We start from the raw sequence: 17,958 nt of genomic DNA, 5'->3' as shown, positions 1-17,958 counted from the left end.
ACCCATGATGCGGAAAACCGCACGAAACGGGCAGCGAGGCGGACATGGCGGATATCGAATACACCGATGCGGTGGCAGGCCCGGATTCCGGGCCGGCAACGGGCGGGCTTGGCAAACTTGTCAACATCGCGGGGGCTCTGGCCTCGTTGGTGCTGATCGCCGGGATCTGCGTCTGGGGCTACAAGCTCTGGGTGCGCGATGTCAGCGGGGTGCCGGTGGTGCGCGCCATCGAGGGGCCGATGCGGGTTGCCCCCAAGGAACCGGGCGGCGAGATGGCCGGCAACCAGGGCCTGGCGGTGAACGCGGTCGCGGCGCAGGGCACGGCGGCCCCGGTGGCCGAGAGCATCAAGCTGGCGCCGAAAGCGGTCGAGCTGACCGAAGAAGACCGGCCGATGACCGAAGAGACCGCCGCGGCCGCCGAGCCGCGCAGCCAGGAAGAGCTGACCAAGGCTTCGGTCGACTCGCTGGTGCAGCAACTGATCAACGGCAATGCCGAGGATGCCGAGGAGCCCGCCTCTGACGCGGGCGCCATCGTGCAGCCCGCGCGGCTGAACGCGGCCGATGTGCCCGAGGTCAAGGCGTTTGACGGTCCGGGCCTGTCGCGCTCGCTGCGGCCGCGTGCGCGGCCCGAGAAGCTGGCGGCGCTGGCTGCCGAGGAGATCGAAGAGGGCGACTCGGTGCGCTATACCGGCAAGGTGCGCGAGGCCGACCCCGAGAGCGTGCCGTCGGGCGCGAAGCTGGCGCAGCTCGGTGCCTTTGACTCGCCCGATACGGCGCGGTCGGAGTGGGACAAGCTGAACATCCGTTTCGGCGACTACCTGGGCGACAAGACCCGCGTGGTGCAGAAGGCCACCAGTGGCGGGCGGACCTTCTACCGGCTGCGGGCGATGGGCTTCAACGACATGGCCGATGCGCGCCGCTTCTGCGCCGTGCTGGCCGCCGAGAAGGCCGACTGCATCCCGGTGACCACAAGGTGAGTTTCGGCGCGACGATCATCGATGCCGAGGAGCTGCGGCTGACCTCGAACGAAAAGGCGTTGTTCCGCGAGGCCGATCCCTTCGGGTTCATCCTGTTCGCTCGCAACCTCGATACGCCCGACCAGATCCGCGCGCTTTGCGACGAGATGCGGGCGGCGGTGGGGCGTGCGGCGCCGATCCTGATCGACCAGGAGGGCGGGCGCGTGCAGCGCCTGCGCGCGCCGCTGGCAAGGGTATGGCATCCGCCGCTGGACCACGTGGCGCTGGCGGGCGAGGGCGCCGAGCGGGCGATGTACCTGCGCTATCGGCTGATCGCGGACGAGTTGCTGGCGCTTGGCATCGACGGCAATTGCGCGCCGATGGTCGATCTGGCCGGACCGCGGACGCATGATTTCCTGCGCAACCGCTGCTATGGCACCGAGCCGGGCGCGGTGGCGCGGATCGGGCGGGCGGTGGCCCAGGGGATGCTGGACGGCGGCGTGCTGCCGGTGCTCAAGCACATTCCGGGCCACGGCCGCGCGACGATGGACAGCCACCACGAGCTGCCCCATGTCGATGCCGACCCCGAGGCGCTGGACGATACCGACTTTGCCGCCTTCCGGGCGCTGAACGACCTGCCGATGGGGATGACCGCGCATCTCGTCTATTCCGCGATCGACGATCTGCCGGCGACGATCTCGCCCCGGATGATGGCGCTGATCCGCGAGCAGATCGGCTTTGGCGGCCTCATCATGACCGACGATATCTCGATGAAGGCGCTGTCGGGCTCGCTGGCCGAGCTCTCGGAGCAATCCATCGCCGCGGGCTGCGACGTGGTCCTGCTGTGCAACGCCACGCTGGAGGAGCGCGCGCAGGTGGCCGAGGCCGCTGGGCGCATGGGCGAGGCCGCGCAGGCCCGCGCCGAGGCGGCGCTGGCCACGCGTCGCGCCCCTGCGCCGCTTGACATTGACGCCGCAGAAGCGGAGCTTGCCCGCCTGATGCGCGGACAGGTCTATGGGTGACGACGAGTTCCAGGAAGACAAGGTTTCGGTCGCCGACCGTCTCGCCGCCGAGGCGCTGATCGTCGACGTCGAGGGCTTCGAGGGGCCGCTCGACCTGTTGCTGACGCTGTCGCGCACCCAGAAGGTGGACCTGCGCAAGATCTCGGTGCTGGAGCTGGCGCGGCAATACCTGGCCTTCGTCGAGAAGGCCAAGGCGCTGCGGATCGAGCTGGCGGCCGATTACCTGGTGATGGCGGCCTGGCTGGCCTTCCTGAAGTCGCGCCTGCTGCTGCCGCCGGACCCGACCGAGGAAGGGCCGAGCGGCGAAGACCTTGCCGCCCACCTGGCCTTCCAGCTGGAGCGGTTGCAGGCGATGCGCGAGGCGGCGGCTCGGCTGATGGCGCGCGACCGGCTGGGGCGCGATGTCTTCGCGCGGGGGCAGAGCGAGGATGTGCTGCGCATCCGCACGGTGAAGTTCACCGCGACGCTGCTCGACCTTATGCAGGGCTATGCCCGCATCCGCACGCGTGACGACTTTCGCCCCTTCGTGATGGACCGCAAATCGGTCTACACCATGGAGGAGGCTCTGGACCGGATGCGCGGGCTGATCGGCTTTGCCGGTGACTGGACCGAGATCGTCTCGTATCTGCCCGAGGGGTGGGAAACCGATCCGGTGAAGCGGCGGTCGGCCACCGCCGCGACTTTTGCCGCCTCGCTGGAACTGGTAAAGCAGGGTCAGCTGGAAATTCGCCAGAGCGCGATCTTTGCGCCCATCGAGGTCCGCAAGAGGACATGAACGACGTGACCGAGCCCCTTGAGGAGGAAGAGAAAAGCCTTTTCGCCGCGCCGCCCGAAGGCGAACAGGAGCGCATGGTCGAAGCCATGCTCTTTGCCTCGGCCGAGCCGGTCACGGTGAAGGACCTGGAAGCGCGGATGCCGATCGGCTGCGATGCCGCCGAGGCGCTGGTGAGGCTGCGCAAGCGGTACGAGGGGCGCGGGGTTCGGGTGGTCAAGGTGGATGACGCCTGGGCGATCCGCACGGCGCCTGACCTCGGGTTCCTGATGCAGAAGGAAACCGTCGAGACCCGCAAGCTGAGCCGGGCCGCCATCGAGACGCTGGCCATCATCGCCTATCACCAGCCGGTGACGCGGGCCGAGATCGAGGAGATTCGCGGCGTGTCGGTCTCGCGTGGGACCATCGATCAGCTGATGGAGATGGAGTGGATCCGGCTCGGGCGGCGCAAGATGACGCCGGGGCGGCCGGTGACCTTCGTGGTGACGCCGAGTTTCCTCGATCACTTCGGGCTGGAGAGCGCGCGGGATCTGCCGGGGCTCAAGGAGCTGCGTGCGGCCGGGCTGCTGGAGAACCGGCCGCCTCCGGGGGCGTTCAGCCTCGGGCCACAGGAGCCGGACGAAGAAGACGACGAGATCATCGGGCAGCCGGAACTGTTCGACGAGTGAGGCCGTTTGCCAGCAGAACCGGGGGCGGGAGAGAGCTGAGATGAACATTGACCAGATCATCAGGATGATCGTCAACACCGTGCTGCGGCGGGCGATCCACACCGGGATCAATGCCGGGATCAATGCGGCGACGGGCAAGAAGAAGGGCGGCAAGCGTCAGCAGGATGCCGACCGGATGCCGCCGCCGGCCCGGACGGTGCCGCTGCCGGACCCGGATTTCGACGATACGCCGATTGCGCAGCAGCCACCGGGCCCGCAGGACGACGAGGCTCGCCGCAGGGCCGAGCGCCGCGCGGTGCGGCAGGCGCGGCGGGCGGCGCGGGAGAACGGCAAGTAAAAGGCCCCGGCGGTTTCGCCGGGGCCTTCGTCCTTGTTTGAACCGCTTTAACGGACGACGCGGATGATCTGGCGGGTCTGCGGTTCGATCACCACCAGCTGATCGTTCACGTTCAGATACTGGTAGGTGGTATCGGGGACCGGGTAGACCTCGACCGCTGCCGGGATGCCGGCACCCACCACGACCTCGCCGTTCAGGTAGACCGGCTGCACCGGGTTCGCCGTCACATATTGCAGGGTGACGTTGTCATCGACGACGATCGGCATGTTGGTCGGCTGGCCGATGATGAGGTCGCCGACCGGCTGGAACGTCCTGGCCGGGTTCTTGTCGTCGGTCACGTAGTCGAGCGGCGCCACTTCGAGCTGCTGGAAGTTCTCGTAGACCACGACCGGCTTGGCCTGGTAGCTGGCGGTCAGGTAGGCGGAATGGGCCCAGCCTTCCTTGCCGTCATACATCACCTTGCACCATTCCGAACCCGCGATGCAGCCCTGCACGTCGACGGCGTCGGCGGTCTGGATGACGCCTTCGACCGGGTATTGCGCGCCGGGGCCCGCGCGCAGGTTCAGGTCGGTGGTCGCGTTCGCCGTCAGGGCCGAAGCCGGAGCCGCGAGCGCGAGCAGGACCGCGGTGGCGGTAAGGGGGCGTGTAAAGGTCATGTCACTTACTCCTCACATTGCGCGCCGCAGGGACTGCGGCGTCTTGGGGAGTAAACGGACGGGGCCACACGGCAGTTCCGGCGGCCCTGCGACATGCGCGGGAGTTTGCCGCGCTGCGGGCGCGGCCGAGCTTAAGCTTTGCCCGCTTACGCCTTGAAATGCTTGGCGAGCTTCAGGCCCTGACCCTGGTAGTTCGAGGCGATTCCAGAGCCGTAGAGCTGGGTCGGCACGGCGGCCATCCGTTCGTAGACCAGCCGACCAACCACCTGGCCGTGTTCCAGCACGAAGGGTGCCTCGTGGCAGCGCACCTCGAGCACCCCGCGCGAGCCGGCACCGCCGGCGGCGGCATAGCCGAAGCCCGGATCGAAGAATCCGGCGTAATGCACGCGGAATTCCCCGACCATGGCGAGATAGGGCGCCATCTCGGCGGCGTATTGCGGCGGGATGGTCACCGCCTCACGGCTGACGAGGATGTAGAAGGCGCCGGGGTCGAGGATGATCTGGCCGTTCTGGGTGCGGATCTCTTCCCAGTATTCCGCCGGGTCGTAATGGCCGATCTTCGCGAGGTCGATCACCCCGGTATGCGGCTTGGCGCGATAGCCGACGAGACCGCCATCGAGCGCGAGGTCGACCGAGAAGCCGAGGCCGTCCTGGATGACCGCTTCGCCGTCGACCAGGGGCGTCTCGGCGTGGAGCGCGCGCAGCTCGGCGTCGGAGAGCACGGCCTGGCCCTTGCGGAAGCGGATCTGGTTCAGGCGCATTCCGGGCCGGACCAGCACCGAGAAGGAGCGCGGGCAGATCTCGGCGTAGAGCGGGCCGTGATAGGCGTTGGGAATGCGGTCGAACTCGGTGCCGCCGTCGGTGATGGTGCGGGTCAGCAGGTCGAGCCGTCCGGTCGAGCTCTTGGCATTGGCCACCGCCAGCACGCCGGCGGGCAGGGCGAGCGATTCCATCAGCGGGACGAGGTAGACACAGCCCTTTTCCAGCACCGCGCCGCCGCCGAGGTCGATGCGGTGCATCTCGAATTCCTCGAGCCGGCTGGAGACGGTGCGACCGTGGCCGGCAAGGAAGGAGGCGCGGACGCGGTAGGCGACATGGCCGAGCCGCAGGTCGAGGCTTGCAGGTTGTACCTGCGCGGCGTCGATGGACTGGGTCGCGACAATCGCGCCATCGGCGATCATCTCAACTATTGCCTGATTTGCAAACACACCGGTCACGCCAATCCCCCTTTGATGGGCGGGTTGGCGCGACGGCGGTATCGTCGGTGTGATTTGGTCGGGCTAGCAGGACTTGAACCTGCGACCTTCCGTCCCCCAGACGGACGCGCTACCAGGCTGCGCCATAGCCCGACGATGGGCGTTACATACCGGTTTTGAAGCCGGGAACAAGAGGGAATCACGCGCAAATTGCCGTCAGGTTGCGCGGGCGCCGCCGGACTGGTCCAGCCAGGCGCGCAGGGCCTGCGCCACGGGGGCCAGATCGCGTGCCTGGGCGTCCGTGAGGCGGTTCAGGGTGGACAGGCGGCCCAGGATGCCGGGCGCGACCGTCAGCTCGGAATCGGGCGCCGGATCGGGCGCATCGACGACGAGGGCGCGCGGGCGGGCCGGTTCGGCCTCTTCCGCGGCGGGCCGGACGCGGTGCAGGAACGAGGGCAGGCGGGGCGAATCCGATTCGGGCTTGGCCGCCGGCGATTCTGCTTGCGGCGTCCCTTCGGGCTCCACGGCGGCCTCGGGGTGTTCCTCGTCCGGCAGGCCGGGGGCCGAGGCACCGGCGTCGCGGGTCTTGAAGGGAACCACGCGGGTTTCGGTAATGGCGGTGTCGACCACTTCGGGTTCGGCGGTGGCCTCGATGGTGACGTCGATTTCGGAATCGAGCGGCTGCGACTTTGAAGAAACCGAGCCAATGCCCTGTTCGCGCAGCATCTTCTGCACGCCCTTGATGGTCATGCCCTCGTTGTGCAGCAGCGCCTTGATACCCCCGAGCAGCAGCATGTCGGCGGGGCGGTAATAGCGGCGGCCGCCGGCGCGCTTGACCGGCTTCACCTGGGTGAACTTGCTTTCCCAGAAGCGCAGGACATGGGCGGGAACGCCGAGCCAGTCGGCCACCTCGCTGATGGTGCGAAAGGCATCAGGCGATTTGGTCATGAGGCTGTTTTCCGCTTACTTCTTGTTGCCGGCGGCAACACGGTCCTTCATCAGGTGCGACGGGCGGAAGGTCAGCACGCGGCGCGGCTGGATCGGAACCTCTTCGCCGGTCTTCGGGTTGCGGCCGACCCGGGCGGATTTCTCGCGCACGCTGAAGGTGCCGAAGGACGAGATCTTGACCTGTTCGCCGCGCACCAGGGCGTCGGACATATGTTCGAGCATCCGCTCGACCAGTTGGGCACTTTCGTTCCGCGACAGTCCAACCTCGCGGAACACCGCTTCGCTCAGGTCCATCCTGGTGAGAGTCTTTTCGCCCATCGCCAAATCCCCTTGTTTGCTCGAAGACAATAGGGTCTGGCGAAATTCGCTGTCAATGTGAATGAATCCAATGGCCTTGAAATGACAGTTAAATGCCAGCCGGGACCCGAATTACCAGCGCAGGACCACCGCGCCCCAGGCCAGGCCGCCGCCGATTGCCTCGGTGACGAGCAGATCGCCCGGCTTGATCTGGCCGCGCGCCTTGCCGACCGAGAGCGCGAGGGGAATCGATGCGGCCGAGGTGTTGCCGTGGTCCTGGACGGTCACGACCACCCGTTCCATCGGCAGGCCCATCTTCTTGGCAGTGCCCTGGATGATGCGGATATTGGCCTGGTGCGGGACAATCCAGTCGACATCGGCGCTGGTCAGCCCGGCCTTGTCGAGTGCCGCCTCGGCGGTGGCGGCGAGTTTCTCGACTGCGTGGCGGAAGACCTGGTTGCCCTGCATCCGCAGGAAGCCGGTGCTCTGGGTCGATACGCCGCCGTCGACGTAGAGCAGTTCGCGGTGACGGCCGTCGGAATGCAGGTCGGTCGACAGGATGCCGCGGTCGTTGGCGTTGCCCGTGCCCTCTTCGGCCGCGAGCACCAGCGCGCCGGCGCCGTCACCGAAGAGCACGGCGGTGGAGCGGTCGTTCCAGTCGAGGATACGGCTGAAGGTCTCGGCGCCGATCACCAGCACGCGCTTGGCCTGACCCGAGAGGATCAGCGCGTTGGCATTGGCCAGCGCGTAGACGAAGCCGGCGCAGACCGCCTGCACGTCGAACGCAAAGCCGCGGGTCATGCCGAGGCGGGCCTGCACCATGGTGGCGGCCGAGGGGAAGGTCAGGTCGGCGGTCGATGTGGCAAGGATGATCGCGTCGATGTCATCGGCCTGCAGGCCAGCATCGGCAAGGGCTGCCTCGGCGGCCTTGGTGGCGAGATCCGAGGTGGTCTCGTCCTCGGCGGCGAAATGGCGCCGCTCGATCCCGGAGCGGGAGCGAATCCATTCGTCAGAGGTATCCAGTTTCGATTCGAATTCGGAATTGGGCACTACCCGCTGGGGCAGGTGGTGTCCGACCCCCTTCACAACCGCTCGCAGTGTCATTCCTGACCTTCGTTATGTGTTCCTGCCGCCTTTTCGGGCAGTTCGGCGCCATCTTGAGCAAGCTCGTCAACGGATGCAACCCGCGCCGCAAGTTTTTCCGAGAAACCGGACTGCGCGAGCTGGAAGGCGAGCTTGATGGCGGCGGAGACTCCGGTCGCATCGGCGCGGCCGTGCGATTTGACCACGGTACCGTTCAGCCCGAGGAAGACCCCGCCGTTGACCCGGCGCGGATCTATCCGCTTTTTCAGGCGGTTCAACGAGGGCAGGGCAAGCAGAGCCGCGATGCGCGACAGGAAGGAATACTGAAACCCCTCGCGCAGCAGGTCGCTGATCAGGGTCGCGGTGCCTTCGCCGGTCTTGATCGCGACATTGCCGGTGAAGCCGTCGGTCACGATCACGTCAGCGGTGGCGCCGGGCAGGTCGCTGCCCTCGACGAATCCGACGAAATCGAAGCGGCCGGTCTCGGCGTAGCGGGCGATCAGCGTATGCGCTTCCTTGAGCTCGGGGCGGCCCTTGTGCTCTTCGGTGCCGACGTTCAGCAGGCCGATCCGGGGGCGGGCCAAATTCATGCCGTTGCGGGCATAGGAGGCGCCCATCAGCGCGAATTGCAGCAGGTCGCGGGCATCGGCGCGGACATCGGCGCCGACGTCGAGCATGACGTTGAACCCCTGCGGATTGCGCGAGGGCCAGAGAATCGCGATGGCGGGACGGTTGACGCCGGGCAGGCGGCGCAAGCGGATGGTCGAGATCGCCATCAGTGCGCCGGTATTGCCGCAGGAGACGGCGGCCTTGGCCTCGCCGTCGCGCACAGAATCGATCGCCGACCACATCGAGGTGCCCGAGCCGTGGCGCACCACGTGGCTGGGCTTGTCCTCCATGGTCACGACCTCGGAGACGTCGTGCCAGGCGTGGATTCGGTCGGAGAGGCCGGGAGTGCGCGCGACAAGGGGTTCCAGCTCGGCGCGGGGGCCGTGCAGGATATAGCCTATGTCTGGATTCTTCTCGGCGGATTTGGCCATGCCGGCAATAACGGCCTCAGCGCCGTTATCGCCACCCATGGCGTCCACCGAAATCAGGATGCGGCGGGCGAGCGCACCGTCGGTATCAGGCTGGGGCGTCATTCCCTAACCAGCCGCGCCCGATCAGGCCGCGTCTTCGTCCAGGTCGATCTCGTCCGCTTGCGCGACGACTTCCTTGTCGTCGTAATGGCCGCAGGCGGCGCAGACGTGGTGCGGGCGTTTCAGTTCGCCGCAGTTCGGGCATTCGTTGGGATTCGCGGCAACCAGTGCGTCGTGGGAACGGCGCTTGTTGCGGCGCGATTTCGAAACTCTATTCTGTTGGACAGCCATGTCTCAACCCTTGTCTGATCGGGCCGGCTAGACTGCCGTTACCCACTGTGTTGCATTTCCTGCGGCGTGACGTGCGTTTAGGCCGGGGGCCGCGCAATGTCCAACCGAAAAACCGATGAGCGCGCGAAAATACTGCGAATCTTCGCCTGCGCAAGGGCTATTCGGTCGCGCCCCTAGTTCTTGTCCTTCATCCGGTCGCGCAGATTGGCCAGGCCGGCAAAGGGTCGGGCGGTTTCGTCGGTCATCGCCTCGGTGCCCGGAGCCGCGTAATTGGCCTCTCCCAGCGCGACTCCGTCCTTGCGGGGATAGAGCGGCAGTGCGAGCGCCAGCGCCTCGGCCATAACTGCGGCCGGGTCGATGGTGACGGGCAGAGGCTCGATCGTGTCGTCCTCGGGCATCTCGACTTCTTCCCCTGCGGGTTCGGGCATGTTGGCGAGATAGGTGCGCCGCACCTCGGTGTCGATCCGCGTGGTCACGGGATCGAGCGTCACGACGCAGGGCTGCACCACGGTGGCGCCGAGTCGGGCGGTCAGCACGAAGTCGCGCTTGCCGCTGGCCGTGATCTCTCCGGCGAAGGAGAGCTTGCGCAGACCAAGCAGGCCGAGCTCGTCGGCAAGGCCCGACATCATCTCTGCATCGGGGCGCAGATCGAAGCGAGTCGGGGCGTTCTGGTCGAGGTCCGCGACGCGGAAAACTGGGAAGCCGGTCATTTCGCCGCTTTCGTTTCTTGAACAGATGGCGCAGAGCCGATAATCGGATAGAAGCCGATGGAGGCCAAGGCAAGAGGGCATACATGGTTCTGCGCGCGTTTCAGTTCAAACGGTTGAGCCGGTTGGCCCTGGCCGGGGCCCTCGTGGCGTCGACCGCAGCCTGCGTGGCGACCTATCGCGAGCATGGCTACGTGCCGCCCGAAGAGGACCTTGCCAAGATCCAGGTTGGACGCGACACGCGCGAGAGCGTGGCCGAGGCGATCGGGACGCCGGGTGCCTCGGGCGTGCTGAACTATGGTGGTTATTACTACATCTCCTCGCGGGTGCGCCATTACGGTGCACGCGCGCCGCAGACCATCTCGCGCGAGCTGGTCGCGATCAGCTTCGACAAGAATGGCCGCGTCAGCAATATCGAGCGCTTCGGGCTGGAGCAGGGCCGGGTGATTCCGCTTGAACGCCGGATCACCGAGTCGGGCGAGACGGACAAGAGCTTCCTGCGCCAGTTGCTTGGCAACCTCGGCCGGATCGGACCGGGCCAGCTTATCGGCGAATGACGCGGGTCTGACGGTGCCCTGTCGCCGGCCTGTCATCTCTTGAGGGTAGGGGCCGGGGCATCTACCATTCCGGCAGGACCCCGAGAGGTTTGAGCCCGTGCCAGATACGCCTGCGTTTCTTCGTGGCCGCTATGCGGCCACTTCGGCGGAAAGTACGGAGGAGATCGCCGAAGCGCAGGCGTTGCGCGGGCTGTGCTTTGCCACCGCCGGGCCGGATGCCGATTCCTTCGATGCGCTCTGCACCCATATCCTTGTGCGCGACACCTGTTCCGGTGCGCTGGTGGCCTGCTGCCGGCTGCTGCTGCTCGAGGGCGGGGCCGGTATCGGCGGCAGCTATTCCGCGCAGTTCTACGATCTCGGGGCGCTGGCCGGTTTTCCGGGGCGGATGGCCGAGATCGGTCGGTTCTGCATCCACCCCGACTGGCGCGACGGCGATATCCTGCGGGTAGCCTGGGGCGCGCTGACCCGTTACGTCGACGAGCATCGGGTCGAGATGCTGTTCGGCTGTTCCTCTTTCGCGGGCACGCGGACCGAAGATTACCTCGACACCTTCGCCATGCTGAAGGCGCGCCACCTGGCGCCGCCGCGCTGGTGGCCGCGCGTCAAGGCGCCGGATGTCTTCCGCTTTGCCGCGCGGCTGCGGCGCCGGCCTGACCCGAAGAAGGCGATGTCGCGGATGCCGCCGCTGCTGCGCACCTACCTGACCATGGGCGGCTGGGTCAGCGACCACGCGGTGATCGACCGGAATATGAACACGCTGCACGTCTTCACCGGGCTGGAGATCGGCGCGATTCCCCCGGCGCGGCAACGCCTGTTGCGGGCGGTGGCGCAGGGTTAGCCCCGTTGACGGCCCCTCGGCGGCAGGGTAGCTCGCGGCCATGGCACGCGCACCCCTTCTCCAGGTTTCCGGAATCTCGCTGACCTTCGGCGGCAACCCTGTTTTCGACGGGCTCGACCTTGTCGTCCAGCCGGGCGACCGCATCGCGCTGGTGGGGCGCAACGGGTCGGGCAAGTCGACGCTGATGAAGGTGATGGCCGGGCTGGTCGAACCGGACGCGGGGCAGGTGATCCGCGCGCCGGGCACCTCCGTCGGCTATATGGAGCAGGACCCGGACATGACCGGCTTCGACACGCTGGGCGCCTTCGCGGCGCGCGGGCTGGAGCCGGGCGAGCAATACCGGGTCGAGCGGGCCGCCGAGGGGCTGAAGTTCGACCCCGCGCGACCCGTCACAACCGCTTCGGGTGGCGAGCGGCGGCGTGCGGCGCTGGCCGGTCTGCTGGCGCGGGAGCCCGAGCTGATGCTGCTCGACGAGCCGACCAACCACCTCGATATCACCGCGATCCGCTGGCTCGAGGACGAGTTGGCCGCAACCCGTGCGGCCTATGTCATGATCAGCCACGACCGCGCCTTCCTGCGTCATCTTGCGCGCGCAACGCTCTGGATCGACAGGGGAATCGTGCGGCGGATGGAGAAGGGCATCGACGCTTTCGACGCCTGGCGCGATACCATCTGGGAAGAAGAGGACCAGCAGCGCCACAAGCTGGACCGGCTGATCAAGGCCGAGGGCAAATGGGCGGTCGAAGGCATCTCGGCCCGGCGCAAGCGCAACCAGGGCCGGGTGCGCGCCTTGCAGGCGCTGCGGGCCGAACGTGCCGGACAGATCCGCCGGCAGGGCACCGCCGACCTGGCCTTCGAGGCCTCGGTGCCCTCGGGCAAGCTGGTGATCGAGGCCAAGGGCATTTCCAAACGCTTCGGTGATGCGGATATCGTGAAGAACTTGTCGCTGACCGTGCAGCGCGGCGACCGGGTGGCCTTTGTCGGCCCCAATGGCGTCGGCAAGACCACGCTGGTCAAGCTGCTGCTGGGCGAGATCGCGCCGGACAGCGGAACGGTGCGGCAGGGCACCAACCTGGAGATCGCGGTCTTTGACCAGGCGCGGGCGGCGCTGGACCCGGAGATAACGCTCTGGGATTCGCTGACCAACGACCCCGAGTCGCGGGTCTCGGGGCGGGCCGATCAGGTGATGGTGCGCGGCACGCCGCGCCATGTGGTCGGTTATCTCAAGGATTTCCTGTTCGACGAATCGCAGGCCCGCGCGCCGGTGAAGGCGCTCTCGGGCGGCGAGAAGGCGCGGCTTCTGCTGGCCCGGCTGATGGCACGGCAGAGCAACCTGCTGGTGCTGGACGAACCGACCAACGACCTCGACGTCGAGACGCTGGACCTGCTGCAGGAGGTGCTCGACGACTATGATGGCACCGTGCTGCTGGTGAGCCACGACCGCGATTTCCTCGACCGGGTGGCGACCACGACCGTGGCACTTGAAGGGCAGGGCCGCGCGGTGGTCTATCCGGGCGGCTGGAGCGATTACCAGTCGCAGCGCCGCGAGGTGGAGGCGCCGATGGAGGCGAAGGCCAAGCCCGCGGCGGTCGAGAAGGCCAAGCCGCAGGCGGCGGCGAAATCGGGGCTGACCTTCACCGAGAAGCACCGGCTGGAGGCGCTGCCGGCCGAAATCGCGCGGCTTGAGGCCGAGATCGGCAAGTTGTCGGAGTTGCTGGCGGATCCGCAGCTTTACGCCCGCGAGCCGGGGAAGTTCCAGAAGGCCAGCGCGGCGCTGACCGAGCGGCAGGAAAAGCTCTCGGCCGCCGAGGAGGAATGGCTGGAGCTTGAGGAAAAGGCGTCGTCCTGAACGCCTTCGGAGCTGTTGCGCAATTTTTTGAGTATTTTTGAAAGAGAAGAAGGGCATGGGGCCTGTTCTTCATTTCCTCGGTCGTCGCCCTGAGCGGGCTATGGGGCGAATATTGCGACGATTAACCCAATCTTAACTCTTTGCGCTGCTAATATCCTTGGGCATCGACACGACATGTCCACGGGCAGAACGAGAAGCGCCGCGACCCTGCTGGGCCGCGGCGCCTTCGTTTTCCGCAATGGTGGGTGTCAGCCGATCTGAACCAGCGCGTGGCGCTTGCGCCCGGCGGAGAGCTTTAACTTTAGGTTCCCTTCTTCGATAACCGCCCCGTTTGAAGCGATTAATCGGGCTCGAATTTCACCTTCAGAAGTTTTGTATACTTGAACAATCAAGCCAGCGTCAGAGATATCCGTTCCGTCGATCCGGGCGCCGTTCTCGGCGATCAGGCGCTTGGCCTCCTTGCCCGACTTGGCGAGCCCGGCGCGCACGATCACCTGCACGATCGAGATGCCCTCGCCTACCTCTTCGGCGGTCAGGTTCAGCGTCGGGAGATCCTCGCCGATACCGCCCTTCTCGAAGACCTCGCGCGCGGTGGCCTCGGCGGTCGCCGCCGCCTCGGCCCCGTGGCAGAGCTTCGTCACCTCGTTGGCGAGAATGACCTTGGCCTCGTTGATCTCGGAGCCGGCCAGCGCGCCGAGGCGGTTGCAGTCGTCGACCGGCAGCTCGGTGTAGAGCTTGAGGAAGCGGCCGACATCGGCATCGGTGGTGTTGCGCCAGAACTGCCAGAACTCGTAGGGGCTGAGCATGTCGGCATTCAGCCACATGGCGCCGCCCTGGCTTTTGCCCATCTTGCGGCCGTCCGAGGTGGTCAGCAGCGGCGAGGTCAGCCCGTAGATCTCGTGGTCGAGCACCCGGCGGGTCAGGTCGATGCCGTTGATGATGTTGCCCCACTGGTCCGAGCCGCCCATCTGCAGGATGCAGCCATAGCGGCGGTTCAGCTCGAGGAAGTCATAGGCCTGCAGGATCATGTAGTTGAATTCGAGGAACGACAGCGACTGTTCGCGGTCGAGCCGGGATTTCACCGACTCGAAGGACAGCATCCGGTTCACCGAGAAGTGCCGGCCGATGTCGCGCAGGAACTCGAGGTAGTTCAGGCCGTCGAGCCATTCTGCATTGTTCAGCATGATCGCGTCCGACGCGCCGTCGCCATAGGCGAGGTATTTGGCGAAGACGTTCTTCATGCTGGCGATGTTGTCGTCGATCGCCTCGGCCGTCAGCAGCGGGCGCTCGTCCGAGCGGAACGAGGGATCGCCCACCTTGGTGGTGCCGCCGCCCATCAGGGTGATCGGCTTGTGCCCGGTCTTCTGGAACCAGCGCAGCATCATGATGTTGAGCAGGTGGCCGACGTGCAGCGACTTGGCGGTCGCGTCATAGCCGATATAGGCGGGCTGACCTGGCACCATCAGAGCCTCGTCGAGACCCTGGTAATCGGTGCAGTCGGCGAGATAGCCGCGTTCCATCATGATTGCGATGAAATCCGATTTCGGGTGATAGGTCATGGCTTGCCTCTGCTTGAGTTCGCGGGGCAGTGTATATGGGTGGGGCGGGCAAAGGAAAAGGCCATGAATGGGGCCATTGCGCGGACCGGCGTGCTGCGGGCGCTGGGGGCGATGAGCGGGACGTCGCTGGACGGGGTGGACGCGGCGGTTGTCGAAACCGACGGGATCACCATTTCAGCTTTCGGGCCAAGCGGTTACCGGGCCTACCTGCCCGAGGAACGGGCGATCCTGCGCGCCGGGCTGGGGCGCTGGCAGGGGGCCGAGGTCGAACTGGCGGGCGACGTGGTGGATGTCGCGCATTTCGAGGCGTTGCGCAGGTTCGAGGGGATCGACCTGGTCGGCTTCCATGGCCAGACGCTGGCGCATGATCCCAGGGGGCACGGCACGCTGCAGGTGGGCGATGGCGCGGCCCTGGCCGAGGCGCTGGGGCTGCCGGTGGTCTGGGACTTCCGCAGCCAGGACGTGCGTATGGGCGGCGAGGGCGCGCCGCTGGCGCCCTTCTTCCACTTCGCCTGTGCGAAGTGGATGGGCGCGACCGCGCCGCTGGCCTTCCTCAACCTCGGCGGCGTCGGCAACCTGACCTGGATCGACCCGTCCCAGCCCGCGCCCGAGGTGCCGGGCGCGCTGCTGGCCTTCGACACCGGCCCGGCCAATGCGCCGGTCAACGACCTGATGTCGGCCCGGCTGGGGCTCGAGATGGACGCGGGCGGGGCGCTGGCGGCGCAGGGCACGGTGGCCGAGGGGATGCTCGAGGAGTTCCTGGCCGCGCGCTTCTTCGCAAGAATGCCGCCGAAGTCCCTGGACCGGAACGATTTTGCCTTCGCCTCGAAGCTGGTCGAGCCGCTGGGCGACGCCGATGCCGCCGCGACGCTGACCGCAATGAGCGCCGCCGCCGTGGCGCGCGGGATGGAGCATTGTCCGCAGCCGCCGGCGCGGGTGCTGGTCACCGGCGGCGGGCGGCGCAACCCGGTGCTGATGCGGATGCTGGCGGCGGGGCTGGACTGCCCGGTCGAGCCCGTCGAGGCCGCGGGGCTGGACGGCGACATGCTCGAGGCGCAGGCCTTCGCCTATCTCGCGGTGCGGGTGGCGCGGGGCCTGCCCACCTCGTGCCCCGGCACCACGGGCGTGCGCGCGGCGGTGGGGGGCGGCATCGTCTCGGTGCCGGGGGCCTAGCCGCGGGGAATGTCGAAGCCCGGCGCGGCGAGGGTGAAGCCCTCGAAGCGGAAGCCGGGCGAGACGGTGCAGCTGACCAGGGTGAACTCCCCGGTGGATCGCGCGGATTGCCAATGGTTTTCCGGAACGATCAGCTGCGGCTCGCCGGTGTCCAGGTCGGGTGTCAGCAGATGGTCGCTGGCGGGCCCGGCCTCGGTCGGGCTGAGCGACAGCACCAGCGGCGCGCCGGCGTGCCAGAGCCAGATCTCGGTGGCGTCGACCCGGTGCCAGTGGCTGCGCTCGCCCGCCTTCAGCAGGAAGTAGATGCAGGTGCCGCTCGGCCGGCCCTCGTTCGCCGCCACCCAGGTCTGGCGGTAATGGCCGCCCTCGGGATGCGGGGCGAGGTCGAGCCTCGATATGATCTCATCTGCGGTCATGGCGATCAGACTAGCGCGCGGTCAAGGCCCTGGAAACCACCCTGCGCTTCTTCTCTTTCCAAATACTCCCGTCCTGCCCGTGCCGGCCGCGCGCCCTCTGGCATTTGCGCCCGCCCTCTCTATGTTGTGGCCCATGAGCCTGCACATCCCCTTCGACAATTCCTTCGCCCGCCTGCCGTCGGGCTTCTATGCCGCGCAGAAGCCGCATCCGGTGAAGGCGCCGCGCCTTGTCGCCTGGAATGCTAGGCTGGCGGGGCTTCTGGGGCTTCCCGAGCAGTCCGAGGCGGAATTCGCCGAGGTCTTTGCCGGCAACCGCCTGCCCGAGGGGGCTGAGCCGCTGGCGCAGCTCTATTCCGGACACCAGTTCGGGCAGTACAACCCGCAGCTGGGCGACGGCCGGGCGATCCTGCTGGGCGAGGTGGTGGGCCTGGACGGCGTCCGGCGTGACATTCAGCTCAAGGGCGCGGGGCGCACGCCGTTCAGCCGGGGCGGCGACGGGCGGGCCTGGCTGGGGCCGGTGCTGCGCGAATATGTGGTGAGCGAGGCGATGCACGCGCTTGGCATCCCGACCACGCGGGCGCTGGCGGCGGTGGAGACCGGCGAGGAGGTCTGGCGCGAGTCGATCCTGCCGGGCGCGGTGCTGACGCGGGTGGCGCGCAGCCACCTGCGGGTGGGCACCTTCCAGGTCTTCGCGGCGCGGGGCGATGTCGCCAGCCTCAAGCAGCTGACCGACTACGGCATCGCGCGGCATTACCCCGAGGCGGATGGGCCGATGGGCCTGCTCTCGGCGGTCGGCGCGGCGCAGGCCGAGCTGATCGCCTCCTGGCTGTCGGTCGGCTTCATCCACGGCGTGATGAACACCGACAATTCCTCGATCTCGGGCGAGACCATCGACTATGGCCCCTGTGCCTTCCTGGATGTGTACCACCCCGAAACGGTGTTCTCCTCGATCGACCGGGGCGGTCGCTATGCCTATGCCAACCAGCCTGATATCGCGGTCTGGAACCTGGCGCAGCTCGCCACCGCGCTGATCCAGCAATACGAGGATCCGCAGGTGGTGGTGGAAGAGGCGACCCGGATCGTGCACGCGATGCCAGGGCAGATTCACCGGGCCTGGCTGCGGCGGTTCGGGGCCAAGATCGGGATCGCGGAGGCGCGCGAGGAGGATGCCGGGCTGATCGGCGACCTGCTGAACCGGATGGCCGAGAACCGGGCCGATTTCACCAATACCTTCCGGGCGCTGCCGGCGGGCAAGGCGCGGGACCAGTTCACTGATCCTGCCGCCTTTGACCAATGGGCCGAGGGCTGGCGCGCGCGTCTGGCGGAAGAGGCCGATCCCGAGGCGGTGATGCGAGCGGCCAACCCTGCGGTCATTCCGCGCAACCACCGGATGGAAGAGATGATCGCGGCGGCGGTGCAGGGCGATTATGCGCCCTTCCACCGGCTGAACGCGGTGCTGGCGCGCCCCTATGACGACCAGCCGGAAGCGGCCGACCTGGCACGTGCGCCCTTGCCCGAGGAAGTGGTGCCGGCAACCTTCTGCGGCACCTGAGG

20 protein-coding genes and 1 tRNA gene are annotated in these 17,958 nt (G+C 67.4%); 10 read left to right on the top strand and 11 right to left on the bottom strand.

What is annotated here, in order from left to right:
• Positions 1-44 precede the first annotated feature (44 nt).
• From IE266_RS08995 to IE266_RS08975, 5 genes are read left to right on the top strand one after another with little or no spacing between them, the layout of a single operon-like run.
• A complete protein-coding gene (locus tag IE266_RS08995) occupies positions 45-977 on the top strand; it encodes an SPOR domain-containing protein (protein WP_189679729.1) in 933 nt (310 codons plus the stop codon).
• Positions 974-1,978: a beta-N-acetylhexosaminidase gene (gene nagZ, locus IE266_RS08990; protein ID WP_189679728.1), complete on the top strand. Its 1,005-nt coding sequence runs from the start codon at positions 974-976 to the stop codon at positions 1,976-1,978. The genes IE266_RS08995 and nagZ overlap by 4 nt, the downstream gene beginning before the upstream one ends.
• Positions 1,971-2,753: a segregation and condensation protein A gene (locus tag IE266_RS08985; RefSeq protein ID WP_189679727.1), complete on the top strand. Its 783-nt coding sequence runs from the start codon at positions 1,971-1,973 to the stop codon at positions 2,751-2,753. Before nagZ ends, IE266_RS08985 begins: the two co-directional genes overlap by 8 nt.
• The gene (gene scpB, locus IE266_RS08980; RefSeq protein WP_189679726.1) at positions 2,750-3,418 is read left to right on the top strand and encodes an SMC-Scp complex subunit ScpB; all 669 of its coding nucleotides are present in this window, start codon (positions 2,750-2,752) and stop codon (positions 3,416-3,418) included. The genes IE266_RS08985 and scpB overlap by 4 nt, the downstream gene beginning before the upstream one ends.
• 40 nt (positions 3,419-3,458) lie before the next feature.
• A complete protein-coding gene (locus IE266_RS08975; protein WP_189679725.1) occupies positions 3,459-3,755 on the top strand; it encodes a hypothetical protein in 297 nt (98 codons plus the stop codon).
• A 47-nt stretch (positions 3,756-3,802) separates the two neighbouring features.
• On the opposite strand, the gene IE266_RS08970 is transcribed toward IE266_RS08975, so the two are convergent.
• The 9 genes from IE266_RS08970 to IE266_RS08930 all read right to left on the bottom strand — a co-directional run bounded on the left by IE266_RS08970 (position 3,803) and on the right by IE266_RS08930 (position 10,015).
• Positions 3,803-4,411, bottom strand: coding sequence for a DUF1236 domain-containing protein (locus IE266_RS08970; protein ID WP_189679724.1), 609 nt, complete (start codon positions 4,409-4,411; stop codon positions 3,803-3,805).
• Between the two features lie 146 nt (positions 4,412-4,557).
• The gene (locus IE266_RS08965) at positions 4,558-5,628 is read right to left on the bottom strand and encodes a 2'-deoxycytidine 5'-triphosphate deaminase (protein WP_189679723.1); all 1,071 of its coding nucleotides are present in this window, start codon (positions 5,626-5,628) and stop codon (positions 4,558-4,560) included.
• A 55-nt stretch (positions 5,629-5,683) separates the two neighbouring features.
• A tRNA-Pro gene (locus IE266_RS08960) sits at positions 5,684-5,760 on the bottom strand.
• Positions 5,761-5,823: 63 nt separating this feature from the next.
• The gene (locus IE266_RS08955) at positions 5,824-6,555 is read right to left on the bottom strand and encodes a MerR family transcriptional regulator (protein ID WP_189679722.1); all 732 of its coding nucleotides are present in this window, start codon (positions 6,553-6,555) and stop codon (positions 5,824-5,826) included.
• Positions 6,556-6,570: 15 nt separating this feature from the next.
• Complete coding sequence (gene ihfA / locus IE266_RS08950) at positions 6,571-6,873, bottom strand: integration host factor subunit alpha (RefSeq protein WP_189679721.1); 303 nt, start codon at positions 6,871-6,873, stop codon at positions 6,571-6,573.
• 111 nt (positions 6,874-6,984) lie between these two features.
• A complete protein-coding gene (locus tag IE266_RS08945; protein ID WP_189679720.1) occupies positions 6,985-7,956 on the bottom strand; it encodes a beta-ketoacyl-ACP synthase III in 972 nt (323 codons plus the stop codon).
• Positions 7,953-9,077: a phosphate acyltransferase PlsX gene (gene plsX / locus IE266_RS08940; protein ID WP_189679719.1), complete on the bottom strand. Its 1,125-nt coding sequence runs from the start codon at positions 9,075-9,077 to the stop codon at positions 7,953-7,955. Before plsX ends, IE266_RS08945 begins: the two co-directional genes overlap by 4 nt.
• 21 nt (positions 9,078-9,098) lie before the next feature.
• Complete coding sequence (gene rpmF, locus IE266_RS08935; protein WP_189679718.1) at positions 9,099-9,305, bottom strand: 50S ribosomal protein L32; 207 nt, start codon at positions 9,303-9,305, stop codon at positions 9,099-9,101.
• 173 nt (positions 9,306-9,478) lie between these two features.
• Entirely contained in the window at positions 9,479-10,015 is a 537-nt protein-coding gene (locus tag IE266_RS08930; RefSeq protein ID WP_189679717.1) for a YceD family protein, read from the bottom strand.
• An 83-nt stretch (positions 10,016-10,098) separates the two neighbouring features.
• On the opposite strand from IE266_RS08930, the gene IE266_RS08925 reads away from it, so the two are divergent.
• From IE266_RS08925 to IE266_RS08915, 3 genes are all read left to right on the top strand, one after another.
• Positions 10,099-10,569 carry an outer membrane protein assembly factor BamE gene (locus IE266_RS08925; RefSeq protein WP_189679716.1) on the top strand — a complete coding sequence of 157 codons (471 nt, stop codon included), beginning with the start codon at positions 10,099-10,101 and terminating at the stop codon, positions 10,567-10,569.
• A 97-nt stretch (positions 10,570-10,666) separates the two neighbouring features.
• Positions 10,667-11,407 (top strand): GNAT family N-acetyltransferase, encoded by a 741-nt coding sequence (locus tag IE266_RS08920; RefSeq protein ID WP_189679715.1) that lies wholly within the window; start codon positions 10,667-10,669, stop codon positions 11,405-11,407.
• Positions 11,408-11,447: 40 nt separating this feature from the next.
• Positions 11,448-13,256: an ABC-F family ATP-binding cassette domain-containing protein gene (locus IE266_RS08915; RefSeq protein ID WP_189679714.1), complete on the top strand. Its 1,809-nt coding sequence runs from the start codon at positions 11,448-11,450 to the stop codon at positions 13,254-13,256.
• A gap of 248 nt (positions 13,257-13,504) precedes the next feature.
• Here IE266_RS08915 and tyrS read toward each other — a convergent pair whose 3' ends face one another.
• Positions 13,505-14,815 (bottom strand): tyrosine--tRNA ligase, encoded by a 1,311-nt coding sequence (tyrS, locus tag IE266_RS08910; protein WP_189679713.1) that lies wholly within the window; start codon positions 14,813-14,815, stop codon positions 13,505-13,507.
• A gap of 63 nt (positions 14,816-14,878) precedes the next feature.
• Between tyrS and IE266_RS08905 the strand changes: the two genes are divergently transcribed.
• On the top strand, positions 14,879-15,988 hold the full coding sequence (locus IE266_RS08905) for an anhydro-N-acetylmuramic acid kinase (protein WP_189679712.1): 1,110 nt from the start codon (positions 14,879-14,881) through the stop codon (positions 15,986-15,988).
• Here IE266_RS08905 and IE266_RS08900 read toward each other — a convergent pair.
• Entirely contained in the window at positions 15,985-16,404 is a 420-nt protein-coding gene (locus IE266_RS08900) for a cupin domain-containing protein (RefSeq protein WP_189679711.1), read from the bottom strand. The two genes, IE266_RS08905 and IE266_RS08900, sit on opposite strands and share 4 nt — an antisense overlap.
• Before the next feature lie 133 nt (positions 16,405-16,537).
• Here IE266_RS08900 and IE266_RS08895 point away from each other — a divergent pair, with 133 nt between their 5' ends.
• A complete protein-coding gene (locus tag IE266_RS08895) occupies positions 16,538-17,956 on the top strand; it encodes a protein adenylyltransferase SelO (protein ID WP_189679710.1) in 1,419 nt (472 codons plus the stop codon).
• Positions 17,957-17,958: the final 2 nt, after the last annotated feature.

The sequence above is a fragment of the Seohaeicola zhoushanensis genome, assembly GCF_014656415.1.
GTDB lineage: Bacteria > Pseudomonadota > Alphaproteobacteria > Rhodobacterales > Rhodobacteraceae > Seohaeicola_A > Seohaeicola_A zhoushanensis.
The sequence above is the reverse complement of the archived record's forward strand: the minus strand, read 5'-3'. Positions and strand labels throughout refer to the sequence as shown.